The organism is Nonomuraea sp. NPDC050404, assembly GCF_040655495.1.
Lineage (GTDB): Bacteria > Actinomycetota > Actinomycetes > Streptosporangiales > Streptosporangiaceae > Nonomuraea.
Window position 1 is genome coordinate 55,812 of the sequence record NZ_JBFAKB010000003.1, and the last position, 23,592, is coordinate 79,403.

At 69.7% G+C, this 23,592-nt stretch carries 26 protein-coding genes, 1 tRNA gene and 1 other RNA gene; 11 read left to right on the forward strand and 17 right to left on the reverse strand.

Annotated features, from left to right (window positions below):
- The first annotated feature begins 150 nt into the window (after window positions 1-150).
- Entirely contained in the window at window positions 151-459 is a 309-nt protein-coding gene (locus tag AB0I81_RS08570; RefSeq protein ID WP_360652219.1) for a hypothetical protein, read from the forward strand.
- 20 nt (window positions 460-479) lie between these two features.
- On the opposite strand, the gene AB0I81_RS08575 is transcribed toward AB0I81_RS08570, so the two are convergent.
- The 3 genes from AB0I81_RS08575 to AB0I81_RS08585 all read right to left on the reverse strand — a co-directional run bounded on the left by AB0I81_RS08575 (window position 480) and on the right by AB0I81_RS08585 (window position 2,739).
- The gene (locus AB0I81_RS08575) at window positions 480-1,433 is read right to left on the reverse strand and encodes an NAD(P)-dependent oxidoreductase (RefSeq protein ID WP_360652223.1); all 954 of its coding nucleotides are present in this window, start codon (window positions 1,431-1,433) and stop codon (window positions 480-482) included.
- Window positions 1,434-1,630: 197 nt separating this feature from the next.
- Complete coding sequence (locus tag AB0I81_RS08580; RefSeq protein ID WP_360652226.1) at window positions 1,631-2,227, reverse strand: TetR/AcrR family transcriptional regulator; 597 nt, start codon at window positions 2,225-2,227, stop codon at window positions 1,631-1,633.
- Window positions 2,224-2,739 (reverse strand): GNAT family N-acetyltransferase, encoded by a 516-nt coding sequence (locus AB0I81_RS08585; RefSeq protein ID WP_360652229.1) that lies wholly within the window; start codon window positions 2,737-2,739, stop codon window positions 2,224-2,226. Before AB0I81_RS08585 ends, AB0I81_RS08580 begins: the two co-directional genes overlap by 4 nt.
- Before the next feature lie 58 nt (window positions 2,740-2,797).
- Between AB0I81_RS08585 and AB0I81_RS08590 the strand changes: the two genes are divergently transcribed.
- From AB0I81_RS08590 to AB0I81_RS08605, 4 genes are all read left to right on the forward strand, one after another.
- Window positions 2,798-3,265, forward strand: coding sequence for a helix-turn-helix domain-containing protein (locus AB0I81_RS08590; protein WP_360652232.1), 468 nt, complete (start codon window positions 2,798-2,800; stop codon window positions 3,263-3,265).
- A 95-nt stretch (window positions 3,266-3,360) separates the two neighbouring features.
- The gene (locus AB0I81_RS08595; RefSeq protein WP_360652235.1) at window positions 3,361-4,161 is read left to right on the forward strand and encodes an SURF1 family protein; all 801 of its coding nucleotides are present in this window, start codon (window positions 3,361-3,363) and stop codon (window positions 4,159-4,161) included.
- A gap of 11 nt (window positions 4,162-4,172) precedes the next feature.
- Window positions 4,173-4,916, forward strand: a complete 744-nt coding sequence (locus AB0I81_RS08600; RefSeq protein WP_360652238.1) for a tyrosine-protein phosphatase — start codon at window positions 4,173-4,175, stop codon at window positions 4,914-4,916.
- 290 nt (window positions 4,917-5,206) lie between these two features.
- Window positions 5,207-6,403, forward strand: a complete 1,197-nt coding sequence (locus tag AB0I81_RS08605; protein WP_360652241.1) for an amidohydrolase family protein — start codon at window positions 5,207-5,209, stop codon at window positions 6,401-6,403.
- Between the two features lie 14 nt (window positions 6,404-6,417).
- Here AB0I81_RS08605 and AB0I81_RS08610 read toward each other — a convergent pair whose 3' ends face one another.
- From AB0I81_RS08610 to AB0I81_RS08625, 4 genes are all read right to left on the reverse strand, one after another.
- The gene (locus AB0I81_RS08610; RefSeq protein ID WP_360652244.1) at window positions 6,418-6,786 is read right to left on the reverse strand and encodes a YkvA family protein; all 369 of its coding nucleotides are present in this window, start codon (window positions 6,784-6,786) and stop codon (window positions 6,418-6,420) included.
- A 65-nt stretch (window positions 6,787-6,851) separates the two neighbouring features.
- Window positions 6,852-8,267 carry an amidase family protein gene (locus tag AB0I81_RS08615; protein WP_360652247.1) on the reverse strand — a complete coding sequence of 472 codons (1,416 nt, stop codon included), beginning with the start codon at window positions 8,265-8,267 and terminating at the stop codon, window positions 6,852-6,854.
- 2 nt (window positions 8,268-8,269) lie between these two features.
- Window positions 8,270-9,229, reverse strand: coding sequence for an LLM class F420-dependent oxidoreductase (locus AB0I81_RS08620; RefSeq protein ID WP_360652250.1), 960 nt, complete (start codon window positions 9,227-9,229; stop codon window positions 8,270-8,272).
- 45 nt (window positions 9,230-9,274) lie between these two features.
- Window positions 9,275-9,943, reverse strand: coding sequence for a TetR family transcriptional regulator (locus tag AB0I81_RS08625; protein ID WP_360652253.1), 669 nt, complete (start codon window positions 9,941-9,943; stop codon window positions 9,275-9,277).
- Window positions 9,944-10,117: 174 nt separating this feature from the next.
- Between AB0I81_RS08625 and AB0I81_RS08630 the strand changes: the two genes are divergently transcribed.
- Entirely contained in the window at window positions 10,118-11,089 is a 972-nt protein-coding gene (locus AB0I81_RS08630) for a hypothetical protein (RefSeq protein WP_360652256.1), read from the forward strand.
- Window positions 11,090-11,163: 74 nt separating this feature from the next.
- On the opposite strand, the gene AB0I81_RS08635 is transcribed toward AB0I81_RS08630, so the two are convergent.
- The 5 genes from AB0I81_RS08635 to AB0I81_RS08655 all read right to left on the reverse strand — a co-directional run bounded on the left by AB0I81_RS08635 (window position 11,164) and on the right by AB0I81_RS08655 (window position 15,056).
- A complete protein-coding gene (locus tag AB0I81_RS08635) occupies window positions 11,164-12,225 on the reverse strand; it encodes an aspartate-semialdehyde dehydrogenase (RefSeq protein ID WP_360652259.1) in 1,062 nt (353 codons plus the stop codon).
- Window positions 12,222-13,496, reverse strand: coding sequence for an aspartate kinase (locus tag AB0I81_RS08640; RefSeq protein ID WP_360652262.1), 1,275 nt, complete (start codon window positions 13,494-13,496; stop codon window positions 12,222-12,224). The genes AB0I81_RS08635 and AB0I81_RS08640 overlap by 4 nt, the downstream gene beginning before the upstream one ends.
- A gap of 84 nt (window positions 13,497-13,580) precedes the next feature.
- The gene (locus AB0I81_RS08645) at window positions 13,581-14,111 is read right to left on the reverse strand and encodes a DUF5063 domain-containing protein (RefSeq protein ID WP_360652265.1); all 531 of its coding nucleotides are present in this window, start codon (window positions 14,109-14,111) and stop codon (window positions 13,581-13,583) included.
- Complete coding sequence (gene recR / locus AB0I81_RS08650; protein WP_360652268.1) at window positions 14,104-14,703, reverse strand: recombination mediator RecR; 600 nt, start codon at window positions 14,701-14,703, stop codon at window positions 14,104-14,106. The genes AB0I81_RS08645 and recR overlap by 8 nt, the downstream gene beginning before the upstream one ends.
- Window positions 14,704-14,705: 2 nt before the next feature.
- Window positions 14,706-15,056 carry a YbaB/EbfC family nucleoid-associated protein gene (locus AB0I81_RS08655; protein ID WP_360652271.1) on the reverse strand — a complete coding sequence of 117 codons (351 nt, stop codon included), beginning with the start codon at window positions 15,054-15,056 and terminating at the stop codon, window positions 14,706-14,708.
- Between the two features lie 657 nt (window positions 15,057-15,713).
- Between AB0I81_RS08655 and AB0I81_RS08660 the strand changes: the two genes are divergently transcribed.
- Complete coding sequence (locus AB0I81_RS08660; RefSeq protein WP_360652274.1) at window positions 15,714-16,862, forward strand: helix-turn-helix domain-containing protein; 1,149 nt, start codon at window positions 15,714-15,716, stop codon at window positions 16,860-16,862.
- A gap of 196 nt (window positions 16,863-17,058) precedes the next feature.
- On the opposite strand, the gene AB0I81_RS08665 is transcribed toward AB0I81_RS08660, so the two are convergent.
- Window positions 17,059-19,482 (reverse strand): DNA polymerase III subunit gamma and tau, encoded by a 2,424-nt coding sequence (locus AB0I81_RS08665; protein ID WP_360652277.1) that lies wholly within the window; start codon window positions 19,480-19,482, stop codon window positions 17,059-17,061.
- Window positions 19,483-19,513: 31 nt separating this feature from the next.
- Window positions 19,514-19,609, reverse strand: an RNA gene (gene ffs / locus AB0I81_RS08670) — signal recognition particle sRNA small type.
- A 119-nt stretch (window positions 19,610-19,728) separates the two neighbouring features.
- Here ffs and AB0I81_RS08675 point away from each other — a divergent pair.
- A tRNA-Ser gene (locus tag AB0I81_RS08675) sits at window positions 19,729-19,816 on the forward strand.
- Between the two features lie 11 nt (window positions 19,817-19,827).
- Window positions 19,828-20,205 carry a DUF6461 domain-containing protein gene (locus AB0I81_RS08680; RefSeq protein ID WP_360652280.1) on the forward strand — a complete coding sequence of 126 codons (378 nt, stop codon included), beginning with the start codon at window positions 19,828-19,830 and terminating at the stop codon, window positions 20,203-20,205.
- A 15-nt stretch (window positions 20,206-20,220) separates the two neighbouring features.
- Here AB0I81_RS08680 and AB0I81_RS08685 read toward each other — a convergent pair whose 3' ends face one another.
- Window positions 20,221-20,487, reverse strand: coding sequence for a hypothetical protein (locus AB0I81_RS08685; protein ID WP_360652283.1), 267 nt, complete (start codon window positions 20,485-20,487; stop codon window positions 20,221-20,223).
- Between the two features lie 117 nt (window positions 20,488-20,604).
- On the opposite strand from AB0I81_RS08685, the gene AB0I81_RS08690 reads away from it, so the two are divergent.
- Entirely contained in the window at window positions 20,605-21,546 is a 942-nt protein-coding gene (locus AB0I81_RS08690; RefSeq protein ID WP_360652286.1) for a hypothetical protein, read from the forward strand.
- A gap of 42 nt (window positions 21,547-21,588) precedes the next feature.
- On the opposite strand, the gene AB0I81_RS08695 is transcribed toward AB0I81_RS08690, so the two are convergent.
- Window positions 21,589-22,275 (reverse strand): GAF domain-containing protein, encoded by a 687-nt coding sequence (locus tag AB0I81_RS08695; protein WP_360652288.1) that lies wholly within the window; start codon window positions 22,273-22,275, stop codon window positions 21,589-21,591.
- Window positions 22,276-22,530: 255 nt separating this feature from the next.
- On the opposite strand from AB0I81_RS08695, the gene AB0I81_RS08700 reads away from it, so the two are divergent.
- A complete protein-coding gene (locus AB0I81_RS08700; protein WP_360652291.1) occupies window positions 22,531-22,926 on the forward strand; it encodes a hypothetical protein in 396 nt (131 codons plus the stop codon).
- A gap of 33 nt (window positions 22,927-22,959) precedes the next feature.
- Here AB0I81_RS08700 and AB0I81_RS08705 read toward each other — a convergent pair whose 3' ends face one another.
- On the reverse strand, window positions 22,960-23,589 hold the full coding sequence (locus tag AB0I81_RS08705; protein ID WP_360652294.1) for a LysE family translocator: 630 nt from the start codon (window positions 23,587-23,589) through the stop codon (window positions 22,960-22,962).
- Between the last annotated feature and the right edge of the window lie 3 nt (window positions 23,590-23,592).

The following is a 23,592-nucleotide window of genomic DNA, read 5'->3' on the forward strand; positions in this document are numbered from 1 at the left end:
AGACCATCCTTTCACCGCCTGGCCCTCCGCATGATCCGATACCGACAGTGCCCATACTGTTACGTAGTTACCCAAGCGTTCTGCAAGCGGCGGACAACCGGCACGCGATATCTCTGGGACTGCCGACACATCGTCCCGAGGAGCGGGCCCATGCTGATCCCCTGCTTGGCTTGTGAGTCCCGGTTCCGGCCCGACGAGTACTTCAGCGCCTGCTCCGACTACCACCGCGGCATGGATCTGGTCTCCTGGACCTGCCCGCGCTGCGGCAACCGCGACGACCTGCGGGTGCTGCCGGGTGAGCTGGGGTTCGGCTATCCGCATGGGGGCAGGTTCGACGTGCACCACAGGGTACGGGTGCCCGGGCTGCGCAGGCACCGTGGCGATCTGCGGCTGGACATCTCGCTCGACCGGGCGAGCTGGCGCGTGCCAACCCGGATCCGCCAGCCCGCCCTCCACTGAGCGGGCAGGTAGGCGCTCGTCTAGGCCGGTACGTGCGCGTGGGCAGGCCGCTCGCCGCGCAACAGCCGGGCGATGTCGTCCACCAGCTTCTCCGCCAGTTCCTCCCGGCTCTCTCCGGTGGCCTCGCCCAGCCGGGGGGTCAGCACCACGTTCGGCAGCCGGGTCAGCGGATGGGCCCGGTCGAGCCACTCCCCCTCGAAGTGATCGAGCCCGGCGCCGCCCACCTGACCCCAGCGCAGCGCCTCGACCAGCGCCTTGAGGTCGTGCAGCGCACCGCGTGAAGTGTTGAGGTAGATCGATCCCGGCCGCATCGCGCCGAACTCGGTGTAGCCGAAGAATCCCCGCGTCTCTTCGGTCAGCGGCACGTGCAGGGAGACCGCGTCGGCCTCGGCCAGCAGCGCGGGCAGCGAGTGGGTGGCCTCGGCCACGAACGGGTCGCAGACGATCACCCGCATGCCCAGCCCCTCGCAGCGCCAGCGCAGTGCCCTGCCGACGCGGCCGAGCCCCACGATGCCGAACGTCCTGCCGGTAAGACGCCGGCCGCGGTGGCGCTGCGCCGGCGGGACCCCGTCGCGGTAGACGGGCCCCCTGCGCACCTCGCGGTCGGCGCTGACGATGTTCCTGCTGACGGCGAACAGCAGCGCGAGCGTCAGTTCGGCGACCGCCTCCGGGTCCCGGTCGGCGGCGTGCAGGATGGTCACCCCGCGCTCGGCGGCCAGCGCCAGGTCCACGCTGCCGGGCGGGCCCATGCTGGCCACGACGTCCAGGTGCAGCCCCAGCACCGAGGTGCGCACCTGGTCGCCGTCGGTGATCAGCACGGTCGCGCCGGTCTCGATGACCAGGTCGGCCAGTTGCTCGTCGGTGAAGCCGAGGGTCGGTCGTGCGGAAGCCTCGGTCAGGTCGGCGATCTCGCGCAGGCGAGCGAGTGCGCTCTCCGGCAGTGTGGGCAGTATCAGCGCCCGAGGTCGTCTCACATTTGGACAATAACACCACAGACGGTGCTCAGATCATTGCTCCCCGCAGGGGAACCGCACGTCGACGGCCTTATTCGGGACGTCGCACAGAGTTGTTCGAGCCGCCGGCGCAGGCTCTCCGGCCGGGGCATCCGGGTCGCCGGCGCAGGCTCTCCGGCGGGGTTATTCGGGTCGCCGGCGCAGGCTCTCCGGCGGGGTTATTCGGGTCGCTGGCGGAGGCTCTGCCAGGCGGCCTCTCCCAGTCCCCTGATCTCCTCCTCCGTGGGCGTGTGGGCCCCCGCGAACCACAGCCGGCACATCTCCTGCGCCGGGCCCAGCCACAACACGTAACACATGGTCGCGTGGACGGGCTGGAGCATGCCGTTCTTCATGTGCGGCTTCCACCAGTCGGTGACCTGCCGGAAGAAGGCGCGCCGCGCCTCGGCCACCTCGGCGCCGCCCGGCTCGTGCTTGCGCGGCGGGCGCTCGCTGATCAGCAGCCGCGCCCGCTCGGGGTGTTCGCCCGCCCAGCGCATGTGGAAGCCGACGATGGCCTCGATGCCGTCGCGGGCCTCCTGGTGGCTGCCCAGCTCGGCGAGGAAGGCGCTCTGGTAGGCGTCGAGGATCTCGCCGTACAGCACGCCGAAGACGTGCTCTTTGCTGGCGAAGTGGTGGTAGAAGCTGCCGACGCTGACGCCGCTTTCCTCACGGAGGCTGGCCAGGGTGGTGGCGGAGACGCCGTCCTGACTGAATCGGCGCAGGGCACCCTCGATGATGCGGGTCCGGCCGTCGCGTCCGTTCTTGACACTCTTCACAATGTCAATGGTGTGGCAACAGAACCTTGTTCCGCAAATAGGCCAGCCTGGTTGATTTTAGCGGTCACCTCGACCGAGCCGGAAGCGACCTTCATCCTGGCCTCCGGCCAGAGCCGCCGGACGAGCCGCAACACGCGCCGGTTCTCGCCCAGGACGTCCATGCCCACGGTCCTGGCACCGCGCAGACAAGCCCGCAGCAGCAGCGCGTTGACCAGCTCGGGACCCAGCCCACGCCCCTGCCACTCGTCGGTCACGACCACGGCGATCTCCACGTCGGTGTGCTCGCCCTGGAAGCTCATGGCGTGGCCGACGATCTCGCCGCACTCCGTGGTGGCCACCAGCGCGTCGCGGCGCTCGTCCACGCACAGCAGCGCGCGGACGAGGGAGGAGGCAGGGCTGGACATGCCGGTGAAGAACCGCAGCGTCTGCGTGTGCAGCGACAGGCCGACCAGGAAACGCCTGATGCGCTCGGCGTCGTCCTGCCGGGCCTGGCGGATCTGAGTTCCCTCCATAGACTCAGCGTGCTCCGCGAACCTGAGTCTGTCAACTGAACTCAGGTATAATGCAAAAATGAACGTTCCCTTCCGGGTGAACAACTGCTCCATCGAGCGCACCCTGGACATCGTTGGGGAGAAGTGGACCTTCCTGGTGCTGCGTGAGGCGTTCAGCGGCGTGCGGCGGTTCGCCGACATGCAGGCGCACACCGGAGCCCCCCGCCAGGTGCTCAGCGCGCGACTGGCCCGGCTGGTCGACGAGGGCCTGCTGCGCAAGGAGCCCTACCGCGAGCCGGGGCAGCGGCAGCGCGACGAATACCGGCTCACGGAGAAGGGCCGCGACCTCTATCCCCTGCTGGTCGCGCTGATGCACTGGGGCGACAGGTACCTGTCTGGCGACGAGGGACCGCCGGTGCTGCTCACCCACCGCGACTGCGGCGCCCTCATCGAGCAGCACTTCCGCTGCGCCGACGGTCACGAGGTGGGCGGGCCGCGCGAGGTCACCGCCGTGCCCGGCGAAGGATCCGACCTGCGCAGCGCCTGACCTCATGGGCGGCTCCGGGGGCAGCTTCGGGGGCGGCTTCGGAGGCACCGCGCCCGGCGGAGGGACCGGCCTGCGCAGCGCCTAACCTTGGAGGCGTGTACCGGTTCCTGTTCACGCCCAGATGGATCGCGCTCCACGTGGTGGTGCTGCTGGTCATCCCTGCCTTCGTCTTTCTCGGGCAGTGGCAGTTCGGGCGGTTCGAGGAGCGCTCGGCCAACAGCGAGCGGGTGACCGCCAACATCGAGGCCGCGCCCGTGCCGCTGGACCGGCTGGCGGCGGTGGACCGGCCGGCCAAGGAGGAGGACCGGTTCAGGAGGGTCACGGTCGCCGGCACGTACGACCCGGCCCACGCCCTCGTCGTACGCCGCCGCCCCCAGGAGGGCCGCAACGGCTATTACGTCCTGACCCCTCTGGTCACCGCGGGCGGCACGGCCGTGCTCGTGAACCGGGGCTGGGTGCCCGCCGGCGCGACCGCCGACACTCCACCCGAGGTGCCGGCCCCGCCCACCGGCCAGGTAACTGTAACGGGGCGGCTACGGCCCAGCGAGACCGAGGAGTCCAGCGGGCTCAGGAACGTCTCCGGCCTGCCGCCCGGCCAGGTGCTGCTGATCAACGCCGACGCGATCGGCGACGGCCTGCCGTACCGGCTCGTGGGCGGCTATGTCGAGCTGACCGAGCAGCAGCCCGCGCCTGCTACGGCGCCCGCGCCGGTGCCCGAGCCGGACGTCGGGGCAGGGGGCGGGCTCAACCTGGCCTACGGCGTGCAGTGGTGGCTGTTCATCGGGATCGCGGTCGTCGGGTGGGGCCTGCTGATCCGGCGCGAGGTGGCCGAGCGGAAGGCGCAGGAGACGCACGAGACGGCTGCGGCTGCCGAGGCGGAGACCGCCAACAATTAGGGTATTGAGGTGTGATCCGCCACATAGAGTTCACCAACCTCTGCAACTTCCGTGACGTAGGTGGATATGCCGCCAAAGACGGGCGCACCGTCAGGTGGCAGCGGCTCTACCGGGCCGACTCCCTGGGCTGGCTGGCCGGAGACGATCTGACGACCTTCCGGGCGCTGCGGGTGCGCAGTGTCATCGATCTGCGGCACCCGTACGAGGTGGACAAGGCAGGAAGGGTCCCCGAGAGCGAGGGGCAGCACTACCAGAACCTGCCGATCGAGGGGCGTCGCTGGAACACCGACGTACGGAAGGAAGGGCTCGACGTCGCGCGCTACCTCGCCGACCGCTACCTGGAGATGACCGAGGACCGCATCGAGAACCTCAGGGCCGCCCTGGAGACGATCGCGGGGGCGGGCAACGCGCCCGTGGTCGTGCACTGCGCCGCGGGCAAGGACCGTACCGGCGTGCTCACCGCGCTCGTCCTGTCGCTGGCGGGAGTGAGCGATGACGACATCGTGGCGGACTACGCGCTGACCGGGCTGGCCACCGAGCGCTTCGTCGCGGACTGGACCAGGAGGCACCCGGGCGCGGCCCTGTGGCCGGGGTTCGGGCTGGCGCCCGCGCAGGCCATGCGGTTCCTGCTGGACGACCTGTGCGCCCGGCACGGCTCCGTGGAGGGATATGTCACTCAGGAGATCGGACTCTCTGCCGACGCGATCGCCGAACTGCGCGAGCATCTGCTGACTGGATCGATCGCGGAGGGGTAGTGGGCCTGCGGGCCCGTCCCTGCGCGAGACGGGCCTGTCATTCCCGGGATCGCCAGCCATCCCCCTCCCGGCGGTCCCGGGCCAATGACCGAATCTCCGGCCGTGCTCCCGGCGACGATGACCGTATCCCCGGGCCGTCCTTCCGGTGATAACGACCGCATCCCCGGGCCGTCCTTGCGGCGATAAGGACCGGATCGTCGGCCGTCCCCCACCCGGCGATCATCTTTCGGAGACCCAACGGATACGTCGCAGCTTGTTCGACGTTATCCCCTCGTCGTACGGTTACGTGCGTGACTACGCCGCTGCTCCCCGACCCTGACCCGAGGCGGCGCGACTACGTGATCATCTCCGCTGACGATCACCTGATCGAGCCGCCCGATCTCTTCGAAGACCGGTTGCCTGAGAAATACGCCGAGGTCGCGCCCAAGGTCGTGGAGACGGATTCCGGTCACCAGGTCTGGCGCTACGGCGGCGCGACCTACCCGTGCGCCGGCATCGACGTGGGCGCCGGGCTGCCCAGAGAGCAGTGGACGCTCGACCCGGTCAGGTTCGAGCACATGCGCCCCGGCTGCCACGACATCGAGGCCCGCATCCAGGACATGGACGTGGCCGGCATCTGGGCCGCGCTCTGCTTCCCCGGCATGCTGGCCAGCCAGTCGGGCATGCCGTTCGCCAGGACCCGCGACCAGGAGCTGGGCCTGGCCCTGGTCAGGGCGTGGAACGACTGGCACATCGACGTCTGGGCGGGCACCTACCCCGAGCGGATCATCGGCCTGCAACTCCCGTGGTTGCCCGACCCCGACGTGGCGGCCAAGGAGATCCGCGCCAACGCCGCCAGGGGCTTCAAGGCGGTCGTCTTCCCCGAGTTCCCCACGCGGCTGCGGCTGCCCTCGATCCACTCCGGCCACTGGGACCCGTTCTTCGCCGCCTGCGAGGAGACCGGCACCGTGGTCTGCCTGCACACCGGCGACTCCTCCTGGTCGCCCGTGCCCTCGCCCGACACGCCCATCGAGGCGATCACCACGCTGATGCCGACCAGCGCCATGTTCGCGTGCGCCGACTGGCTCTGGTCCGGGGTGCCGCTGCGCTTCCCCAACCTGCGCCTGCTCATCGTGGAGGGCGGCGTGGGCTGGTTGCCGATGCTGGCCGAGCGCGCCGACTACGCCCTGGACCACCCCGTCGCCGGCGAGGCGCAGTGGGAGGGCGGGCTCAAGCCCAGCGAGGTGCTGCGCCGCAACTTCTTCTTCGGCACGCTCGACGACCACGCCCTGTCAGGGGTACGGCTGGCCGTCGGCCTCGACCACGTGTTGCAGGAGAGCGGCTATCCGCACTCCGACTCGACCTGGCCGGACACGCAGAAGTCGGTGGCCCGCAACCTCGGCACCCTGCCGCCCGCCGACATCGCCAGGGTCGCCTATGGCAACGCGGCCCGCCTGTTCGGGCATCCGCTGCCGTCGCGGGCCTGGTTGCGCATGGAGGAGATCTAGCCCGTCACGACCGCCTACCCTCCGATCTGGCCTTCCTCGGCCTCGGCCAGGCGGCCTTCGATCACGGTGCGCTCGTGCTGCACGTAACGTCCGCTCTCACCGAGCAGCGAGCCCATCAGCCACAGGAAGACGCCGAAGTCGTCGGCGACCCCGATCACCATGAGGAACTCGGGCACCAGGTCGATCGGCGACACGAGGTAGACCACGCCGAGGCCGAGCATGGCGAGTTTGCTCTTGCCCATGCCCTCGTACTGCCCGCGCATCACCGCGCCCACCATGCGGGGGATCGCCCTGACCCTGGTCATTAACTTGGGCGACCCGGGCTTGGTCACCTCCTGGTAGGTGCGCCAAGCCGCCGCCGCCCGTGCTGCCTTCGCCATCATGTACTTCCCCCTACCCCCGGGTTTTCACGACATAACGCGTCACCGGGGGTAGGAGTTCCCGTCGATCAGGGCATGGCCGTGTGCTCGAACGGCGAGGCCGCCTCGACCTGCGCCGCCACCCGCACCAGCAGATCCTCCCGACCGGCCGCGGCGACGAGCTGCACGCCCACCGGCAACCCGGCGGCGTTCCTGTGCAGCGGCAGCGACACCGCGGGCTGCCCGGTCGCGTTGATCGGCGAGGTGTAGGCCACGACGTGCGCGGTCCTGCCGAAGGCGATGCTGAGATCGTCGGGCGGGATCCAGCCCAGCGGGAACGGGGCGACGCCCAGCGACGGCATCAGCAGCAGGTCATGCCCCTCGCTCCACCAGGCGGCCATCCGGCGGCGGAAGCCGTCCACCCACTGCGTGGCCAGGATGTGGTCGGCCGCGCTGTGTTCGCGCGCGGAGTTCACCATGGCGGCGTTGCGCGGCTCCAGCTCCTCCATCTCCACGGGCTTGCCGCGCAGCGCGCCCAGGCTCGCCACCTGGGCGGCGAGGTTGTTGGCCACGATGGCGCCGAAGTGGCGGGGGAAGTCGCCGTCGCCCAGCGCGGGCGGCCCGCCGGGGGCCACGTCGTGGCCGAGCGACTCCAGCAGCGCGGCGGCCCCGGTGACGGCCTCGACCAGTTCGGGCACCGGCGGCACGTCGTCCCTGGGATGCGTGGTCAGGAACCCGATCCGCAACCTTCCCGGGTCCCGGCCCACCTCGTCGGCGAGCCTGCCCGGCAACCGGGGCGCCTCGTACGGGTCGCCGGGGCAGGGGGCGGAGACGAGGTCGAGCGCCGCCGCCGAGTCGCGTACGGTCCTGCTGACGAACCCGGGGCAGGAGAACCCGCTCCACCCCTCGCCCTGGGCGGGACCCAGGCTCACCCGCCCCCGCGCCGGCTTGAGCCCCACCAGGCCGCACAGGGACGCGGGGACCCGGATCGAGCCGCCGCCGTCGCTGGCGGTGGCCAGGGCGACCATCCCCGCCGCGACCGCCGCCGCGGAGCCGCCGCTGGAACCGCCCGCCGAGTACGCCGGGTCGTAGGGGTTGCGGGTCGGCCCGAACGCCACCGGCTCCGTGGTGATCGTGCTGCCGAACTCGGGTGTGTTCGTCCGTCCGAGCAGGACGAAGCCGGCCTCGCGCAGCCGTACGACGCCGTATCCGTCCACACCCTGGGCCTCGTCGCGCACGTTCGAGCCCGCGCTGTACGGCTCCCCCGCCTCCCGCCAGCCCAGGTCCTTGAGCAGGATCGGCACCCCGCGGAAGGGCGCTTCGGCGGGGATCGTGTCGATCTCGGCCAGTGCGCGCTCGAAGCGGCGGTGGACGACCGCGTTCAGCTCGCCGTCGGCGGCCTCGATGCGCGCGATCGCCGCCTCGGCCAGCTCCCGCGCCGAGACCTGCCCTTCCCTGACCGCCCGCGCCTGCCCGACCGCGTCGAGTCTCAGCAGTTCGTGCATGGTCACCCCTTCGGAGCCAGATCGCGTACCGCCTGGTCGATGGGCACGTCCCCGCCCGGGATGGGCGCGAGGACCGGGGTGTCGAGGCCGTTGGCCACGTACTCCTCGATCCTGGCCCGGCAGGTGGCGGCGTCGCCGTGCACGATCAGGGCGTCCACCACCTCGTCGGGGATGGCCTTGAGCGCGGCCTGCCGGTCGCCGGCCGCCCACGCCTCGTGCATCGGGCGCAACACCTCGCCGCGGCCCAGCCAGTCGTGGAAGGCCGCGTACACCGGGACGGTGAGATAGGCGGCCAGCATCCATCTGGCCTTCTCGCGTACGCGCTCGACGTCCTCGTCCACGCAGACGAACAGGCGGGCGATCAGCTCGGTGCCCTGGCCGATCTCGGCGCGGACCCGGCGTACGTCATCGGGCGAGAGCCAGTTCGTGATGGCGCCGTCGGCCTCCTCGGCGGCCAGGCGGAGCATCCTGGGGCGCAGCGCGGCCAGCACGATCTTCGGCGGCGTCTTCGGGGCCCGTTCCAGCTTGAAGCCCTTGATCTCGAACGTCTCGTACGCGTGCGTGACCTTCTCCCCCGCCAGCGCCTGCTTCAGGAACCGCAGCGTGTCGCGCGTCCTGGCGTAGGGCTTGCCGAACGTGCCCGCGTTCCACCGCTCGACGATCGCCGGCGAGGAGGCGCCGATGCCCAGCACGAACCGGCCCGGCATCAGGTCCGCCAGCGTGGCCGCCGACATGGCCAGCAGGCCGGGGCCGCGCGTCGAGACGGGCACGATGGCGCTGCCCAGCCGCACGTCCGGCGCCCACTGCCCGGCCATCGCCAGCGGCACGAACCCGTCAACCCCGTTGACCTCCGCCGACCACACGTCGGTGTAGCCGAGCCCCGGCAGCTCCGCGATGAGGTCCTGCGACTTGGACAGCGAGCGGTCGTAGAAGGGGATCGTCATGCCCCAGTTCTGCGTCATACACGGCCTCCCTGGCGTCTAAGGGAGAACATACCGAACGGTATGCTACGCGCGCAGCTCGTGCACCGCCGCGATGAAATCTTTGGTGATGCCCCGCAACCCCGGCAGATGCGACAGGCCGACCAGCCGATCCACCAGCGGCACCGTGACCTCGATCAGCCGGTACGTACGCGCGCACCCCGGCGACGTGTCATGCACCCAGAACAGCACCATGCCCATGGACAACAACCACAGCAGCTCGGGCAGCTCCTCACGCAACTCGGCGTTCATCCGGTCGCGCGCCCCCTCCACGACCTCCCGATAAAGGCCGATCGACGCCTCGCGGGCGGGTGAGGACTGCTCGCTGAAAGGGCTCAGCGGATTGGTGGGCTCGGCCGCGTGCTTGAAGAACTTGACGGCGAACTCGTGGTAGGGCTCGGAAACGCGGACCCATTCGCGCAGAACCCCGCTCAACCTGCCCGCGAACGATTCCTCAGTGGCCAGGAACCGTCTGCACGCCTCTTCGTGCTCGGCCTGGGCGCGATCGTAATACGCCTGGATCAACGCCTCTTTGCTGTCGAAGTAGTAGTAGGCGTTGCCCACGGAAACACCCGCCTCGGCGGCGATGGCCCGCATGGTGGTCGCGTCGAAGCCGCGCTCCCTGAATAGTCGCAAGGCCGTCTCGACGATGACCTCTCGGGTGCTCTCCGATCCTCGGTTCCGGGCTTCGGACACGTTCGTCACTCTACGTCGTGAAGCGCGGTTAGGTCATGGAGCCGCACGGTGATCACCGCCACAAGGCAAAGTTGCACTCGCGGCATGAGTTATCTCCTGTGAAAGGTGGGATTGTCGATTCAGGCGGAAGGGCTATTTCCGCGAAAAGGCATCGACATGTGGATACGTGGAACAGTGCGGCTCATCGTAGTCGCGCTCCTCGGCATTGAGATCACCATACTCGCGCTGGCCTCGGCCGCTTCCGCCGCAACCCACCCCGAAGGGTCACCGGCACAGAGCGGCCTGTACGAGGCCGAGCCGGGCAGCTGGGGCGGCGCCCTGGCCCGCTCGGCCGTGGCTGCGGTAATCGCGGACGCCTACGAGGCGGGACCGCCGAACCTGGCGGCTTCCTGGGCCCATGAGCGGCTCATGCGGGCCCACGAGCGGCTGGAGGAGATGCGGGACTGGCCGGCCGCCGAGCTCCGGTGGCCGCTGGCCGCCGTGCAGCGGGCGCGCGCGGTCCGCGAACGTACCCCCCACGTACGGGAGAACGAACAGGCCGCTTCCCGGCCCACCGAGATCGCCAGGGCCGCCGTCGAGCAGGCCGCCGAGGCCCGAGCGGACCGGGCTCAGCAGTCCAGGTCGCGGGAAACGGCCACAGCAGCGCAGGAGGGCCCCGTACGTCTCGGGGTGATCCGGATGCCGCAGGCGCGTCCACACGTCGCTCACAGGCGCGCTCAGGTCGATCTGACGCGCGCCCTGCCCAGAGCCGCCGTACGCATGTCCCACGCCACCGCCAACGGCTGGCTGAAGAGCGCGGGGCTGCGCACGCAGTCCACCGGCAACTGCGTCAGCAAACACATGCACCACTGCACGTCACTGGACAAGGTGCGGACCGGCACGGTCGCCAAGGCCATCGAGCTCAAGCGCAAGAGCGGCTGCCCGATCATGGTGACCGGCGGCACCGAGCGGGGCCACGCGCCGGGCCAGTTCAGCCACGGCAACGGCTACAAGCTGGACATCTCCCACAACGCGTGCATCGACCGGCACATCGCCAAGCACTCCGACAAGGCCGGGGTACGCAGCGACGGGGCCAGGATCTACAAGTCAAGCTCCGGAACGACGTTCTTCGACGAGAGCGACCACTGGGACATCCTGTTCCGGTGACAGAGCCACGGCGCGCGCCCATGAAAAAGGTGTGACGCCGCGCTAGAACACACGACGCCACACCCAGGTCGGTACTAGAACTCGGCAGCGACCAGCTCGGCGATCTCCGCCGCGTTGAGCGCCGCACCCTTGCGCAGGTTGTCACCGCACACGAACAGGTCGAGCGTGTTCGGGAAGTCGATCGCCTGGCGGACGCGGCCCACGTACGTCGGGTCGTTGCCCACCACGTCCAGGGGCGTCGGCCAGATCCCGTTGTCCGGGTCGTCCATCAGGACCACCGTCGGTGCCGCCTCCAGGACGCGGTGCGCGTCGGCGACCGTGACCTCGCGCTCGAAGCGCGCGTGCACGGCCAGCGAGTGCGTCGTGACCACCGGCACGCGGACACAGGTCGCGGAGACCTTCAGTTCCGGGATGCCGAGGATCTTGCGGGACTCGTTGCGGAGCTTGAGCTCCTCCGAGGCCCAGCCGTCGGCCTTCTTGGAGCCCGCCCATGGCACCACGTTGAACGCGATGGGCGCGGGGAACGGCGACTCCTCCGGCAGCTTGTCGGCCAGCACCTTGCGTACGTCACCGGCGGCCTGCCCGACCGCGCGGTCACCGGCCAGCGCCTCGACCTCGTCGTACAGCCGCGCGGAACCGGCCACGCCGGCCCCGGACACCGCCTGGTAGGACGCGACGACCAGTTCGGTGAGCGTGTACTCGGCGTGCAGCGCCCCCATGGCCGCCATCATCGACAACGTCGTGCAGTTGGGGGTCGAGATGATGCCGCGCGGGCGCTGACGCGCGTCGAGCGGGTTGACCTCGGGCACCACCAGCGGCACGTCGGGCTCCATGCGGAACGTGCCCGACTTGTCGATGACGATCGCGCCACGCCCGGCCGCGATCGGCACCCACTCGGCCGACACCTCGTCGGGCACGTCGAAGATGGCCACGTCGATGCCGTCGAACACCTCGGGCGCCAGGGCCTGGACGACGACGTCCTCGCCGCGTACCCGCAACACCTTGCCCGCGGAGCGCGCGGAGGCGACCAGGCGGATCTCGCCCCAGACGTCCGCACGCGACGACACGATGTCGCGCATGACGGTGCCCACGGCCCCGGTCGCGCCGATCAGAGCCAGACTCGGCTTCCTGCTCATCGTCCAGAACCTCCATACACCACGGCTTCGACCTGGTCGGCGTCGAGATTGAACGCGCGGTGCGCGGCGGTCACGGCCGCGTCCACGCCGTCCTGCTCGACGACCACTGAGATGCGGATCTCCGAGGTGGAGATCATCTCGATGTTGATCCCCGCGTCGGCGAGCGCCGCGAAGAACGTCGCGGTGACGCCGGGGTGCGAGCGCATGCCCGCGCCGACCAGCGACACCTTCCCGATCTGGTCGTCGAACAGCAGCGACTCGAAACCGATCGTGGGCTGGATCTTCTTCAGCGTCGTCAGCGCCGTCTGGCTGTCGGCCGTGGGCAGCGTGAAGGAGATGTCCGTACGACCCGTCGCGGCGGCCGAGACGTTCTGCACGATCATGTCGATGTTGATCTCGGCGTCGGCCAGCGTTTTGAAGATCGAGGCAGCCTCGCCGACCTTGTCGGGGACCCCGACAACAGTGATCTTGGCCTCGCTCCGGTCGTGTGCGACGCCGGAGATGATCGGCTGCTCCATCTCGGTTCCTTCGGTGTAAGGGTCGGAGACGACCCACGTGCCTTCCTTGGTACTGAAAGAGCTGCGTACGTGGATCGGCAGGTTGAACCGCCGAGCGTATTCGACGCAGCGCAGATGCAGGATCTTCGAGCCGCAGGCGGCCATCTCCATCATCTCGTCATAGGAGATCCTGGGGATCTTGCGCGCCGTGGACACGATGCGCGGGTCGGCGGTGAAGATGCCGTCCACGTCGGTGTAGATCTCGCACACGTCGGCTTCGAGCGCCGCGGCCAGCGCCACGGCGGTGGTGTCGGAGCCGCCGCGGCCGAGCGTGGTGATGTCCTTGGTGTCCTGCGAGACGCCCTGGAACCCGGCCACGATCGCGATGTGGCCCTGGTCGATCGCCTCCTGGATGCGGCTGGGCGTCACGTCGATGATGCGCGCCTTGCCGTGCGTGGAGTTGGTGATCACACCTGCCTGCGAGCCGGTGAACGAGCGGGCCTCGTGGCCCAGGTTGGCGATCGCCATCGCCAGCAGGGCCATCGAGATGCGCTCGCCCGAGGTCAGCAGCATGTCGAGCTCGCGGCCCGGAGGCAGCGGCGACACCTGCTCGGCCAGGTCGAGCAGTTCGTCGGTCGTGTCGCCCATCGCGGAGACGATCACGACCACGCTGTTGCCGGCTTTTTTCGTCGCGACGATCCGCTGCGCGACCCGCTTGATGCAGGACGCGTCGGCGACGGACGAACCACCGTACTTTTGCACAACGAGCGCCACGAGAGTCTCCCGGTCTGGACTGTGAGCTGCCAGTCTACTGGCGGCCTCTCATGGGCTGGTTGCTATGTACCACTATGTGAACACTCACACAGCGGTCGTCTCCTCCGCCACATCGAGGCGCGAGTGCGCCGCCAGGGCCTGGAGCGCCCGCATCGCGGCACCCGCGTGGTTGCCCCAGGTGTTGAAGTAGGAGTACTGCCACCACCACAGCGCCTCGTGCGGACGCCCCGCGTGATAGTGGCGCAGCCCGTGGATGAGGTCGGCCGCGACCGCGGTCAGGTCGTCCGACAGCCGGTACGGGGTGACGCTGGTGTCCTTGTACGGATCGAACACCTCGGCGTAGTCGTCCACCGCCTCCAGCCGCTCGGCCAGCGCCGTGCGAACCCCGTCGATGTCGGGATCCTCACTCATCGGCGGCTCGTAGTTGCCCGCGAGGATGACGTCGCGGTTGGCGCCCAGCTTGGCGCCCGCCAGGCTCATCTGGGCGACCTCCACCAGCAGGATCGACCAGATGGCGTCGCCGCCCTCGCCGCCCGCCATCCTGGTCAGGCCGTCCACGTAGTTCTGCGCGTGCCCGGAGATCTCTTCCGCCAGGGCGCTCCACTGGTCAGACATCCAGCAGCCTCCGTCCTTCGAACGCGCGGCCCAAGGTGACCTCATCGGCGTACTCGAGGTCACCGCCCACAGGCAGACCGCTGGCCAGTCGTGTCACTTTCATGCCCATCGGCTTGACCAGACGGGCGAGGTAGGTAGCCGTCGCCTCACCCTCAAGATTGGGGTCGGTGGCAAGGATGAGCTCGGTGACGCGGCCGTCGGCCAGCCGCGTCATGAGTTCGCGGATGCGCAGGTCGTCGGGGCCGATGCCGTCGATCGGGCTGATCGCGCCGCCCAGCACGTGGTAGGTGCCGCGGAACTCGCGCGTCTTCTCGATCGCCACGACGTCCTTCGACTCCTCGACCACGCAGATGACATGCGTGTCGCGGCGGGTGTCGCGGCAGATGCGGCACTCCTCCTCGGCCGCCACGTTGCCGCAGACCCGGCAGAAGCGGACCTTCTCCTTGACCTCGAGCAGCGCGTGCGCCAGCCGTTTGACGTCGGCTGGATCGGCCGCCAGGAGGTGGAACGCGATCCGCTGCGCGCTCTTGGGACCGACGCCGGGCAACATGCCCAGCTCGTCGATCAGGTTCTGGACGACCCCTTCGTACATGCCTAGAACCCTGGCAACTGTCCGAGGCCGCCGCCACCCAGCCCCTGGGCCAGCGGGCCGAGCTTCTCCTGCTGCAGGTCGGCCGCCGCGCGCACGGCGTCTCGCACGGCCGCGATCACCAGGTCGGCGATCGTGTCCGCGGTGTCCTGCGCGTCTCCCGAGTCGATCACGCTCGGGTTGATCTTGAGTTCGAGCAGCTCGCCGGAGCCGTTGACGACGGCCGTGACCAGGCCGCCGCCCGCCGAGCCCTCGATCTGCGCGTCGTTGAGCTCCTGCTGGGCGCTCACAAGCTGCTGCTGCATGAGCTGTGCCTGCTCCAGCAGCTGCTGCAGGTTGACATCCCCTGGGTTCACCGTCGTGCGCTCCTCGTGGCTCCGCGTTCTTGACTGCCACGAGCCTACGGTGTTTGGGGGGCGTCATGTACTGCGGTGTCCCCCAGTTTCGCACCGAACCCCATACCTTCGCCGACGCTCTGCCCCTTCGACCCACTCTCGTGTGCATCCTGGGGCGGCCGTTTCCCACGGTCCTCATTTTTGCGATCTTGGCGGCGTTCGGCGTATTTGGCCGGGTCTCGGCCCCCCTCCAGCGTCCGAGACCCGGCCACCACGCCGGCGGAGCGGCCGCACCACGCCGACGCGCTGTCAAGGAAGCTAGCCCCGGCAACGTTGCACACACGTTGCGTTCATTCAATCACCCTCTGCAATCCCCCCGAACGGCTTGCGCGGAACGGGCATTCGACGGATGCTCTAATTGACTACTTGGAGTGACCAATGAGTTACCCCCAATCCGACGCATACTCCCGCCTTCTACGCGGGGCACAGGCGGCTGCGGCGACCGCCCGCGCCTGGTCAGGGCCGCCCCGCGACCCCTCGCGGGGCCCGCGGGATGCCGGAATCGAGCCGGAAGGCAGGAGTGCCCCCCTTATCTCGGACCCGTCCTCCATCAGGGACATCCGCAAGACCCACCCGCTCCGGCCGCTTCTGCCCCTGCTCGCGGGGACACTCTCCGGTTTGGCCGAAGAGACCGGGCACGCCATGGTCGTCACGGACCGTGATGGCCGGGTGTTGTGGCGCGAAGGTAATGGGATTGGGGCTCCGCTGCACATCTGGTCGTCCAGCGCCGCCCCGATCACCGACTCCGACTCCGGCCGGGTCATCGGCTGCGTGGACGTCATCGGCTGCGTCGGCGTCAGCGGCCGCGCCGATGTCAGCGGCCGCGCCGACGCCAGCGGCCGCGCCGACGCCAGCGGCACCTGCGCCGACTTCGGCGGCACCGCCCGCACCCCGCACCCCGCCACGGTGGCCCTGGCCGCCGCCGCGGCCAAGCTCGCCGAGACCCAGCTCGCGCTGCGCACGCACGAGCGCGACGAACGCCTGCGCCGCCGGTACGAGGCCCTGCGCGGCCACCCCGGCGTCCTGCTGTCCGCCACCGGCCGCGTCATCTCCGGCGACCCGGGAGGCGGCCTGGGCGAGCGCGTCCACCTCGGAGAACGGCCCGCGCACCACCCCGGCCGCCACGTGATCCTCAGGGACGGCACCGCCGCCGTGCTCGAACCCTTCTCCGACGGCTACCTGCTACGCCCCGCCGCGTCCGCCGGCCCACCGGTGCTGACCCTGTCGGTCCTCGGCGAAGGCACACCCTCGGCCACGTACGACGACCGCGCCCGTCCCCTGTCACTCCGGCACGCCGAGATCCTCACCCTCCTGGCCCTGCACCCCCACGGTCTGACGGCCGAGCAGCTCTCCTTCCACCTGTACGGCGACCTCGGCAACCCGGTCACGATCCGGGCCGAGATCCACCGGCTGCGGGGCCAGCTCGGCAAGGCCATCGCGGCCAAGCCGTACCGGCTGACCTGCACTGTGGAGGCCGACTTCCTGACGCTGCGCCACCTGCTGTCCGAGAGCGAGCCGCAGACGTCGGCGCGGGCCTATCCCGGGCCGCTGCTGCCGCGCTCGGAGTCGCCGGAGATCCGGCGGGAACGGGACGAACTGGAGGCTCAGGTACGTGCGTGCGTGTTGCGGCACGGGGAGCCTGACGGGTTGTGGGCGTACGCGCAGACGTGCAACGGCCGCGACGACTTCGAGGTCCTGGAACGCCTCGCCGCCCTCCCCTCAACCGACCTGCGCTCCGCCGCCGCCCGCACCCGCCTCCTGACCTGACTCGCGGGCACCGCCCGCACCCGCCTCCCGACCTGACTCCCGGGCGCCGCCCGCACCTGACCCGACACCCCTCCGCCGCCCGCACCCGTCTCCTGACCTAACGCCCCGGCACCGCCTGAACTCACCTCCCGACCTGACGCGAATACGTCGGTCAGCAGGCAGGGCGGCGGCCCGGGGCGTCGGCGGCTTTCACGCGTCAGGCGTGATCGATCTCGCCGATCACCTGGGCACCGAGCTCCCGCTGCAACAGGGCCATCCCCGAGAGGGCGTCCACATCGGCGTCCGCGTCGTTGAGCGGGTCCACGTCGTCGTTCTCTGGCCCCCTGCCACGTCCCGGGATCGCGGCGGGCCACCCGGCGGCCGCCCCGCCACGGGCGGGCTGGGCACGCGGTCCCGCCGGCGCGCCACCCGCGGAGGCACCGTTCGCCGGCGCGCCGCCCGGCTGCTGGGCGGCCATGCTGACGGTACGCGTGGGATCAGGACTGGGCGGGGCACCAGGACCGGGATCGTCAGGTGCGCTCGGCCAGGACTCGTCCGTGGCCAGAGGTCCCGGTGCTTCTCCCGGGGAATCGGCCGAAGGCTGGCCCGAGTCCTTCTCCTGCGAGGCCCCGTGCGAGGCCGTACGCCCCTGGGATCCATAGCCGCCCTGGCCCCCCGGATTCCCCTGGGCCGCCACCTGAGGCCCAGAAACGCCATGCCCCCCGGTCTGCTGAGGACCGCCCTGCTGAGGACCGGCCGGCCCGTGACCGCCACCGGGAGCAGCGCCGTGGGACGGAGAGCGGGTCGGACCACGGGAGGCGGACGGCATCGGTGAGCCGCCGACAACCGCCTCGACCCGCCAGGTCCCCCCGAGCACCTCGCCGAGCACGCCGGCCACCACAACGTCCTTGCCGCCACCCATGAAGTTCTTCATCGCGCCGACCTGGCTGAACCCGAGGGTGACCAGGTTGCCCTCAACGCCCACCACCTGAGCGTTGGTGCTCACGTTGGCCCAGACCACGATGCTGCGCTGCTTGAGCGCGGCCAGCACGGCGGCCCACTGCGCCTGTACGGCCCCCGTCCCACCGGCCACCGTTCCGCCGGCCACCGGGGCGCTCGGAGCGACGGCCTGCGGCGCCTGCTGCCCACCGGCCGCCGCACCCGGCGACGGGGCCGACGCCGCCGGGGCGGATGCCGCAGCGGTGCCAGGACGCGTGGCCTCCGGCCAGTCGTCCCCACCGCTGCCACCCGAAGAAGCCGCATGAGACGGTGCCCCAGCCGAGCCCGATCCCCCGGCAGACACGTCACCAGCGACGACGACCGACGGCACACCATGATCGTCAGCAACCGTACCCGTACCCGTACCGGCAGGAGGAGCCACAGAAGGGGCCGCAGGAGGAGGCACGCTCGGGACGGAGGCGGAAGCATGGGCAGCACGGGCGGCAGGGGCAGTACGGGAGGAGGCGGCGGCCATCTGCGCCACGGCGCCACCACGCTCAAGACGCTCAAGACGAGCCAGCAGCGCTTCCTCACCCTGCGCCGCCCCAGGCAGCAACACCCGGGCACACATCAGCTCAAGCAGCAGCCGCGGCGAGGTGGCGCCACGCATCTCGGTGAGCCCCGCGTTGAAGACCTCGGCGGCGCGGGTCAGCTCGGCGGGCCCCATCGAGGCGGCCTGCTGCACCAGACGCTCCAGCTCGTCGGCGGGCCGGTCGAGCAGCCCACTGGAGGCCGCCTCGGGCACGTTGGCCAGGATCACCAGGTCGCGGAAGCGTTCGAGCAGGTCGGAGGCGAACCGGCGCGGATCGTGGCCGCCCTCGATCACCCGGTTGACCGCGTGGAAGACCTGCCCGCCGTCCCGGGCCGCGAAGGAGTTGACCACCTCGTCGAGCAGGTCGCCGTCGGTGTAGCCGAGCAGCGAGACGGCCTTGGCGTAGGTGATGCCGTCCTCCTCGGCTCCGGCGAGGAGCTGGTCGAGGATGGACAGCGAGTCACGGGCCGAGCCGGCGCCGGCGCGTACGACCAGGGGCAGCGCGTTCGGCTCGAAGGGCACGGTCTCGGAGGTGAGGATCTCCTCCAGCAGCCCCTTGAGCGTCGCGGGCGGCATCAGCCTGAACGGATAGTGGTGCGTACGCGACTTGATGGTGCCGATGACCTTTTCCGGCTCCGTCGTCGCGAAGATGAACTTCAGGTGCGGCGGGGGCTCCTCGACGAGCTTGAGCAGCGCGTTGAAACCCTCGCGGGTCACCATGTGCGCCTCGTCGATGATGTAGATCTTGTACCGTGCGGAGACGGGCGCGAAGAAGGCGCGCTCACGCAGGTCGCGCGCGTCGTCCACACCACCGTGGGAAGCCGCGTCGATCTCGATGACGTCGAGGTGCCCGGGACCGGTCGGCGCCAGCGCGACACACGACTCGCACTCGCCACAGGGGTCGGGCGTGGGGCCTTGCTCGCAGTTGAGAGAACGCGCCAGGATGCGGGCGCTGGAGGTCTTGCCACACCCGCGGGGGCCGCTGAACAGGTAGGCGTGATTGATACGTCCCGTACGCAGCGCCTGCCGCAGCGGATCCGTAACGTGTTCCTGACCCTTGACCTCGGCGAAGGTCCCGGGCCGGTACTTGCGGTAAAGCGCAAGACTCATACGACCATCCCGCCTGCGAGGGGGCTCTCAACGAAGAGACCCCCCGCACACCCGCCAGAGCCCGCTTATCCTTGCTGCCTTCCGGCCCTGGGGAGGTTCACAGGATGACGCCGCGCGAGGGGTCCCGTAACAGTCTAGCCCGCTGCCGCAGTGCTCGCTCCACCCTGACGAGCCCCTTCGTGTCCGACTCGCAACCTCGGCAAAACATGGTCTGCGCAACCTCAGAAGTCCGGTAAGCTCGACGACGGAGGATTCGCCTAGTGGCCGAGGGCGCACGCTTGGAAAGCGTGTAAAGGGCAACCTTTCGGGGGTTCAAATCCCCCATCCTCCGCCAGCTCAGAAGGGGTGCGCCGTAATCACGGCACACCCCTTCCGGCTTTCCAGTCGCAGTTTCCGTCTCAGTCGGCCTCGTCCGATGGCTCGCCACCCTCCTCCCCCGGCGCTCAACGGTCGGGCAGTGACCCAGGCCGCTTCGCCACAAAGATGCACGAGGTCGGGCTGGATCCCGACCATGACATCGATGGATCGAGGATCGACCACCCGATGGAGAGTTCGTTCGCCTTGGCGAGCGGCATCACCGGTCTCTCCTTCGCTACGGACCTGCGGAGCCTGCGGTTCCTCGGCGCGGAACCCCTTGGAGGGTTGAGCGGCAGTTCGACGCAGAACCGGAACGGCGCTTCGCAAACTCTTTACAGCGTGCTACGCGCGCAGGGTCTGCTGTAACACTGGGCGGTTTCGTCAAGCTTCTGAGCCAGATTCCTGCTCGAACTCGGCCTTGCGTCGAGCGAGGTAGGCAGGCCAGTCGGTGCGCGCGGCGATGACGTCGTCGATGGAAAGCTTGATCACTCCGCAGAAGCCGACGGAGCAGGCGCGCGGCATGGAGGCGTCGATCAGGGAAATCCCCTCGATCTGGTCGCCGTCGTTGAAGGTGCAGAGTACGGGGTGGAAAGAGCAGTCTTCGTAGATATCGCCGGGGCTGATACTTCCGGGCCGGTCTCTGGTCACAGAGAAAGTGTGGCGGGTCGTTGCTACAACCCTTGTCTTCAGCGGCCCCACCAGGCCCGGTGATCCCAGCCCATGCGGCCGGTGAACCGATGGCGGGCTGGCGACGTCCTTAGCGGTGTGGGACGCCTCCGTTGGATCGTGGTGGCCGCGACGGCGGTCATGCTTGTCGTGGTGGTCGGGCCTGTCCGGGAGACGGCTGGTGAGCCGGTGTCGCCGGTGCCGGCCTCGTGTCCGGAGCGGTGGGACAGTGGCGAGATCGGTGGGTGGGTGCCGGAGGCCGCCGGTCTCGACGGGGTCGAGAAGTCGCTCGTGCCCGGTACGCCGGTCAGCGCGTTGATCTGCGCCTACCCGGGACAGAACTGGCACCCGGGCGGGAAGGCGCTCGCCGGGTCGCGGACCTTGACCGACCAGGCCAGGTCGATGGCCTATGACCTGAACTACCTGCCGATCACCACCGATCGCGTCGAAAGAGCGTGCACGGCGGTGGGCGGGGCGATGACGAACTACCTCATCCGGTTCGCCTACCCCGATGGCCGGGCGCTGTGGGTGGGTAGCGCCGAGGAGGTCAATTCGTGCGTCACGACCACCAACGGCACGGTCGTCAGCAAGTCCTACGTCGGGCCCGGCATCACCTCCGCCTACCGCACCGGGAGCTGGAAGCTCCGCTCGCCGAAGAATCCTTGCGATCCGGCGACCGGACGGCGGGGGCAGAATGAGCGGATGGTGCCCGATGGGGTGATCAAGGTGCTGGTCTGCAGGAACGAGCCAGGCGGGAACTCCACGCCGCGCCCGTCCCATGGGCCGGAGCATGGGGAGCGGCAGGCTCGTGAGCTGGCGGCGATGCTGATCTCGCTGGATGCGGAACCGGGCGGGAACACCTGCAAGGAGGTCGGTGGTCGTGGGCCCAGGGAGACCTTTCACCTGAACTTCGGGTATGCGGAGGGGCCGCCGGCCTGGGTGCGGATCGATCCCCATTGCCGGCCTTCGGTGAACAACGGGGTGCTGGCGGGGGATCTGGACAATGCGCTTGTTGATCGGATAGACCGCCTGGTGCCTTGACCGGATAGTAGACGATGACCTTGCCGGGGATCGTGCGTTCGCTCACCGCAGCGAGGTCGTCCATTCCGCTGACTGCTGCAGCAGGCGGCCCAGGCGGCGGCTCAGCGACGGCAGCAGGCGGCGTTCCGCGGCGGTCAGGTCGCGCACGGTGCGGTAGTGGACCGACACCATGCCCAGCAGCGCGCCATGGTCGTCGAGCAGGGGCGAGGAGTGCACCGTGCGCGACCCGGCCTCCAGCAGCGCCCGGCCCGCCGGCGTACCGGCGAGGGATGGATCGCGTTCGACGTTGCGCACCACGACCGGTGCTCTGGCGGCCATGGCCCGGCCGCACACCGAGGTCTCCTCCTTGACGACGGCGAAGAAGTCCAGGAAGGGGGCGTAGAACCCGTAATGGGCGGCGATCCTCAACCCGCCCGCGCCGTCGATCAACTGGAAGTTGCCCATGTCGGCGCCGGTGAGCTCCAGTGCCGCCAGCAGGCCCAGCGTCAGGACGTCACCGTCGTCCGCGTGGTCGAGGCACGGCAGCATGAAGCGCCCCACGGCCCCGGGAGCATGATCGTCGGCCCGCAGGTGTTCCAGGAGCTCGCGGGCGGCGGCTTCCCGGCCCGCCAGACGTTGCCAGCTCGCCGCGGCGTTCAACTGCCGTTCCCTGGAGCGCCGGAGCGCCTGCCTGGATCTGTCGAGCAGAAGCGCGGTCTGCTTCTGGAGATCGCCATCACCGATGTCCATGTCTTCGAGTGTCGGCCTGTCCGCGCGCTCAGGCCATCCCCTGGCTCCCGTCTGGCTCCCGTCGCACAAATTTCTGCCCGTAAGGTCCTCTCCGTACAGGATCGGGGGACCGCGAGCCACCGATTTCACGAATTCACATGGCATGGCCGTTTCCAGACATGACCATGTGGGGCGGTCCTAGGCTCGGCGCGTCAATCGTCCCTGAAGCTCCTGAAGCTCCTGAAGCCCCTGAAGCTCCTGAAGAGGGAGGCTCGCATGTACGAGCCTTACGGCATCCAGACGATGCCGCAGTCCGTGTCCGTCGCCAGGCTCTGCATGTGGATCCAGACGGCCCTGGGACTGTTCGGCCTGTTGCTGCTGTTCGTGCTGCTGGCGAACGCGCCGGCGGGCGCCGTGGGCGTGGCCGTGCTGGTCGCGCTCGCGGTTCCGCTGCTGGCGATCGTGATGATCGGCTTCCTGGCCTCGCAGGTCCGCTCGCGCCGGAGCTGGGTACGGATCACCGGGCTCATCGTCGAGTTCCTGATCGTCCTGCTGGGCGTGTGGGAGCTCATGAGCGGCGGCACCTTCGGAACCGTGCTCGGCATGTTGCTGGCCGCCGTCGTGTTCGCGCAGTTGTGCAGGTCGTCGTCGGCGATGTGGTTCGACCGTTGAGCCGGGCGGGCCCCTGCGCGGCCCGCCCCGCGCTCAGGCGCTGACCAGGGCCTTGGAACGGTCGGTCGCCATGCTGACGGCGAAGAAGCCGAGCACCGTACCGGTGACGTAGCGCTGGACGCGCAGCCAGATCGGCTTGCGGGCCAGGAAGTCGGCCAGGCCGGCCGCCGTGAGCACGAACACCGCGTTGACCAGGGTGCCGACGAGGATCTGCGTCGAACCGAGCGCGAGACTCTGCAGCAGCACGTGACCCATCGCCGGGTCGATGAACTGCGGGAGCAGCGACAGGTACAGGATCGCGATCTTGGGGTTCAGCAGGCAGGTCAGCAGGCCCATCGTGAACAACTTGCGCGGGCGCTCCACCGCGAGGTCACGCGGCTGGAACGCCGAGATCCCACCCGGCTTGACCGTGTTCCAGGCCATCCAGAGCAGGTACGCGGCGCCGGCCAGCTTGAGTGCCGTGTACGCGGCCGGCACGTACGCGAAGACGGCCGTCAGCCCGAGGCACGTCGCGGTCAGATAAACGGTGAAGCCCAGGAAGACGCCGGAGAGCGAGATCAGCCCCGACCGGCGGCCCTGGGTGATCGAGCGCGACACCAGGTAGATCATGTTCGGGCCGGGCGTCAACACCATGCCCAGCGAAACGAGTGCAATTCCAATCAAACC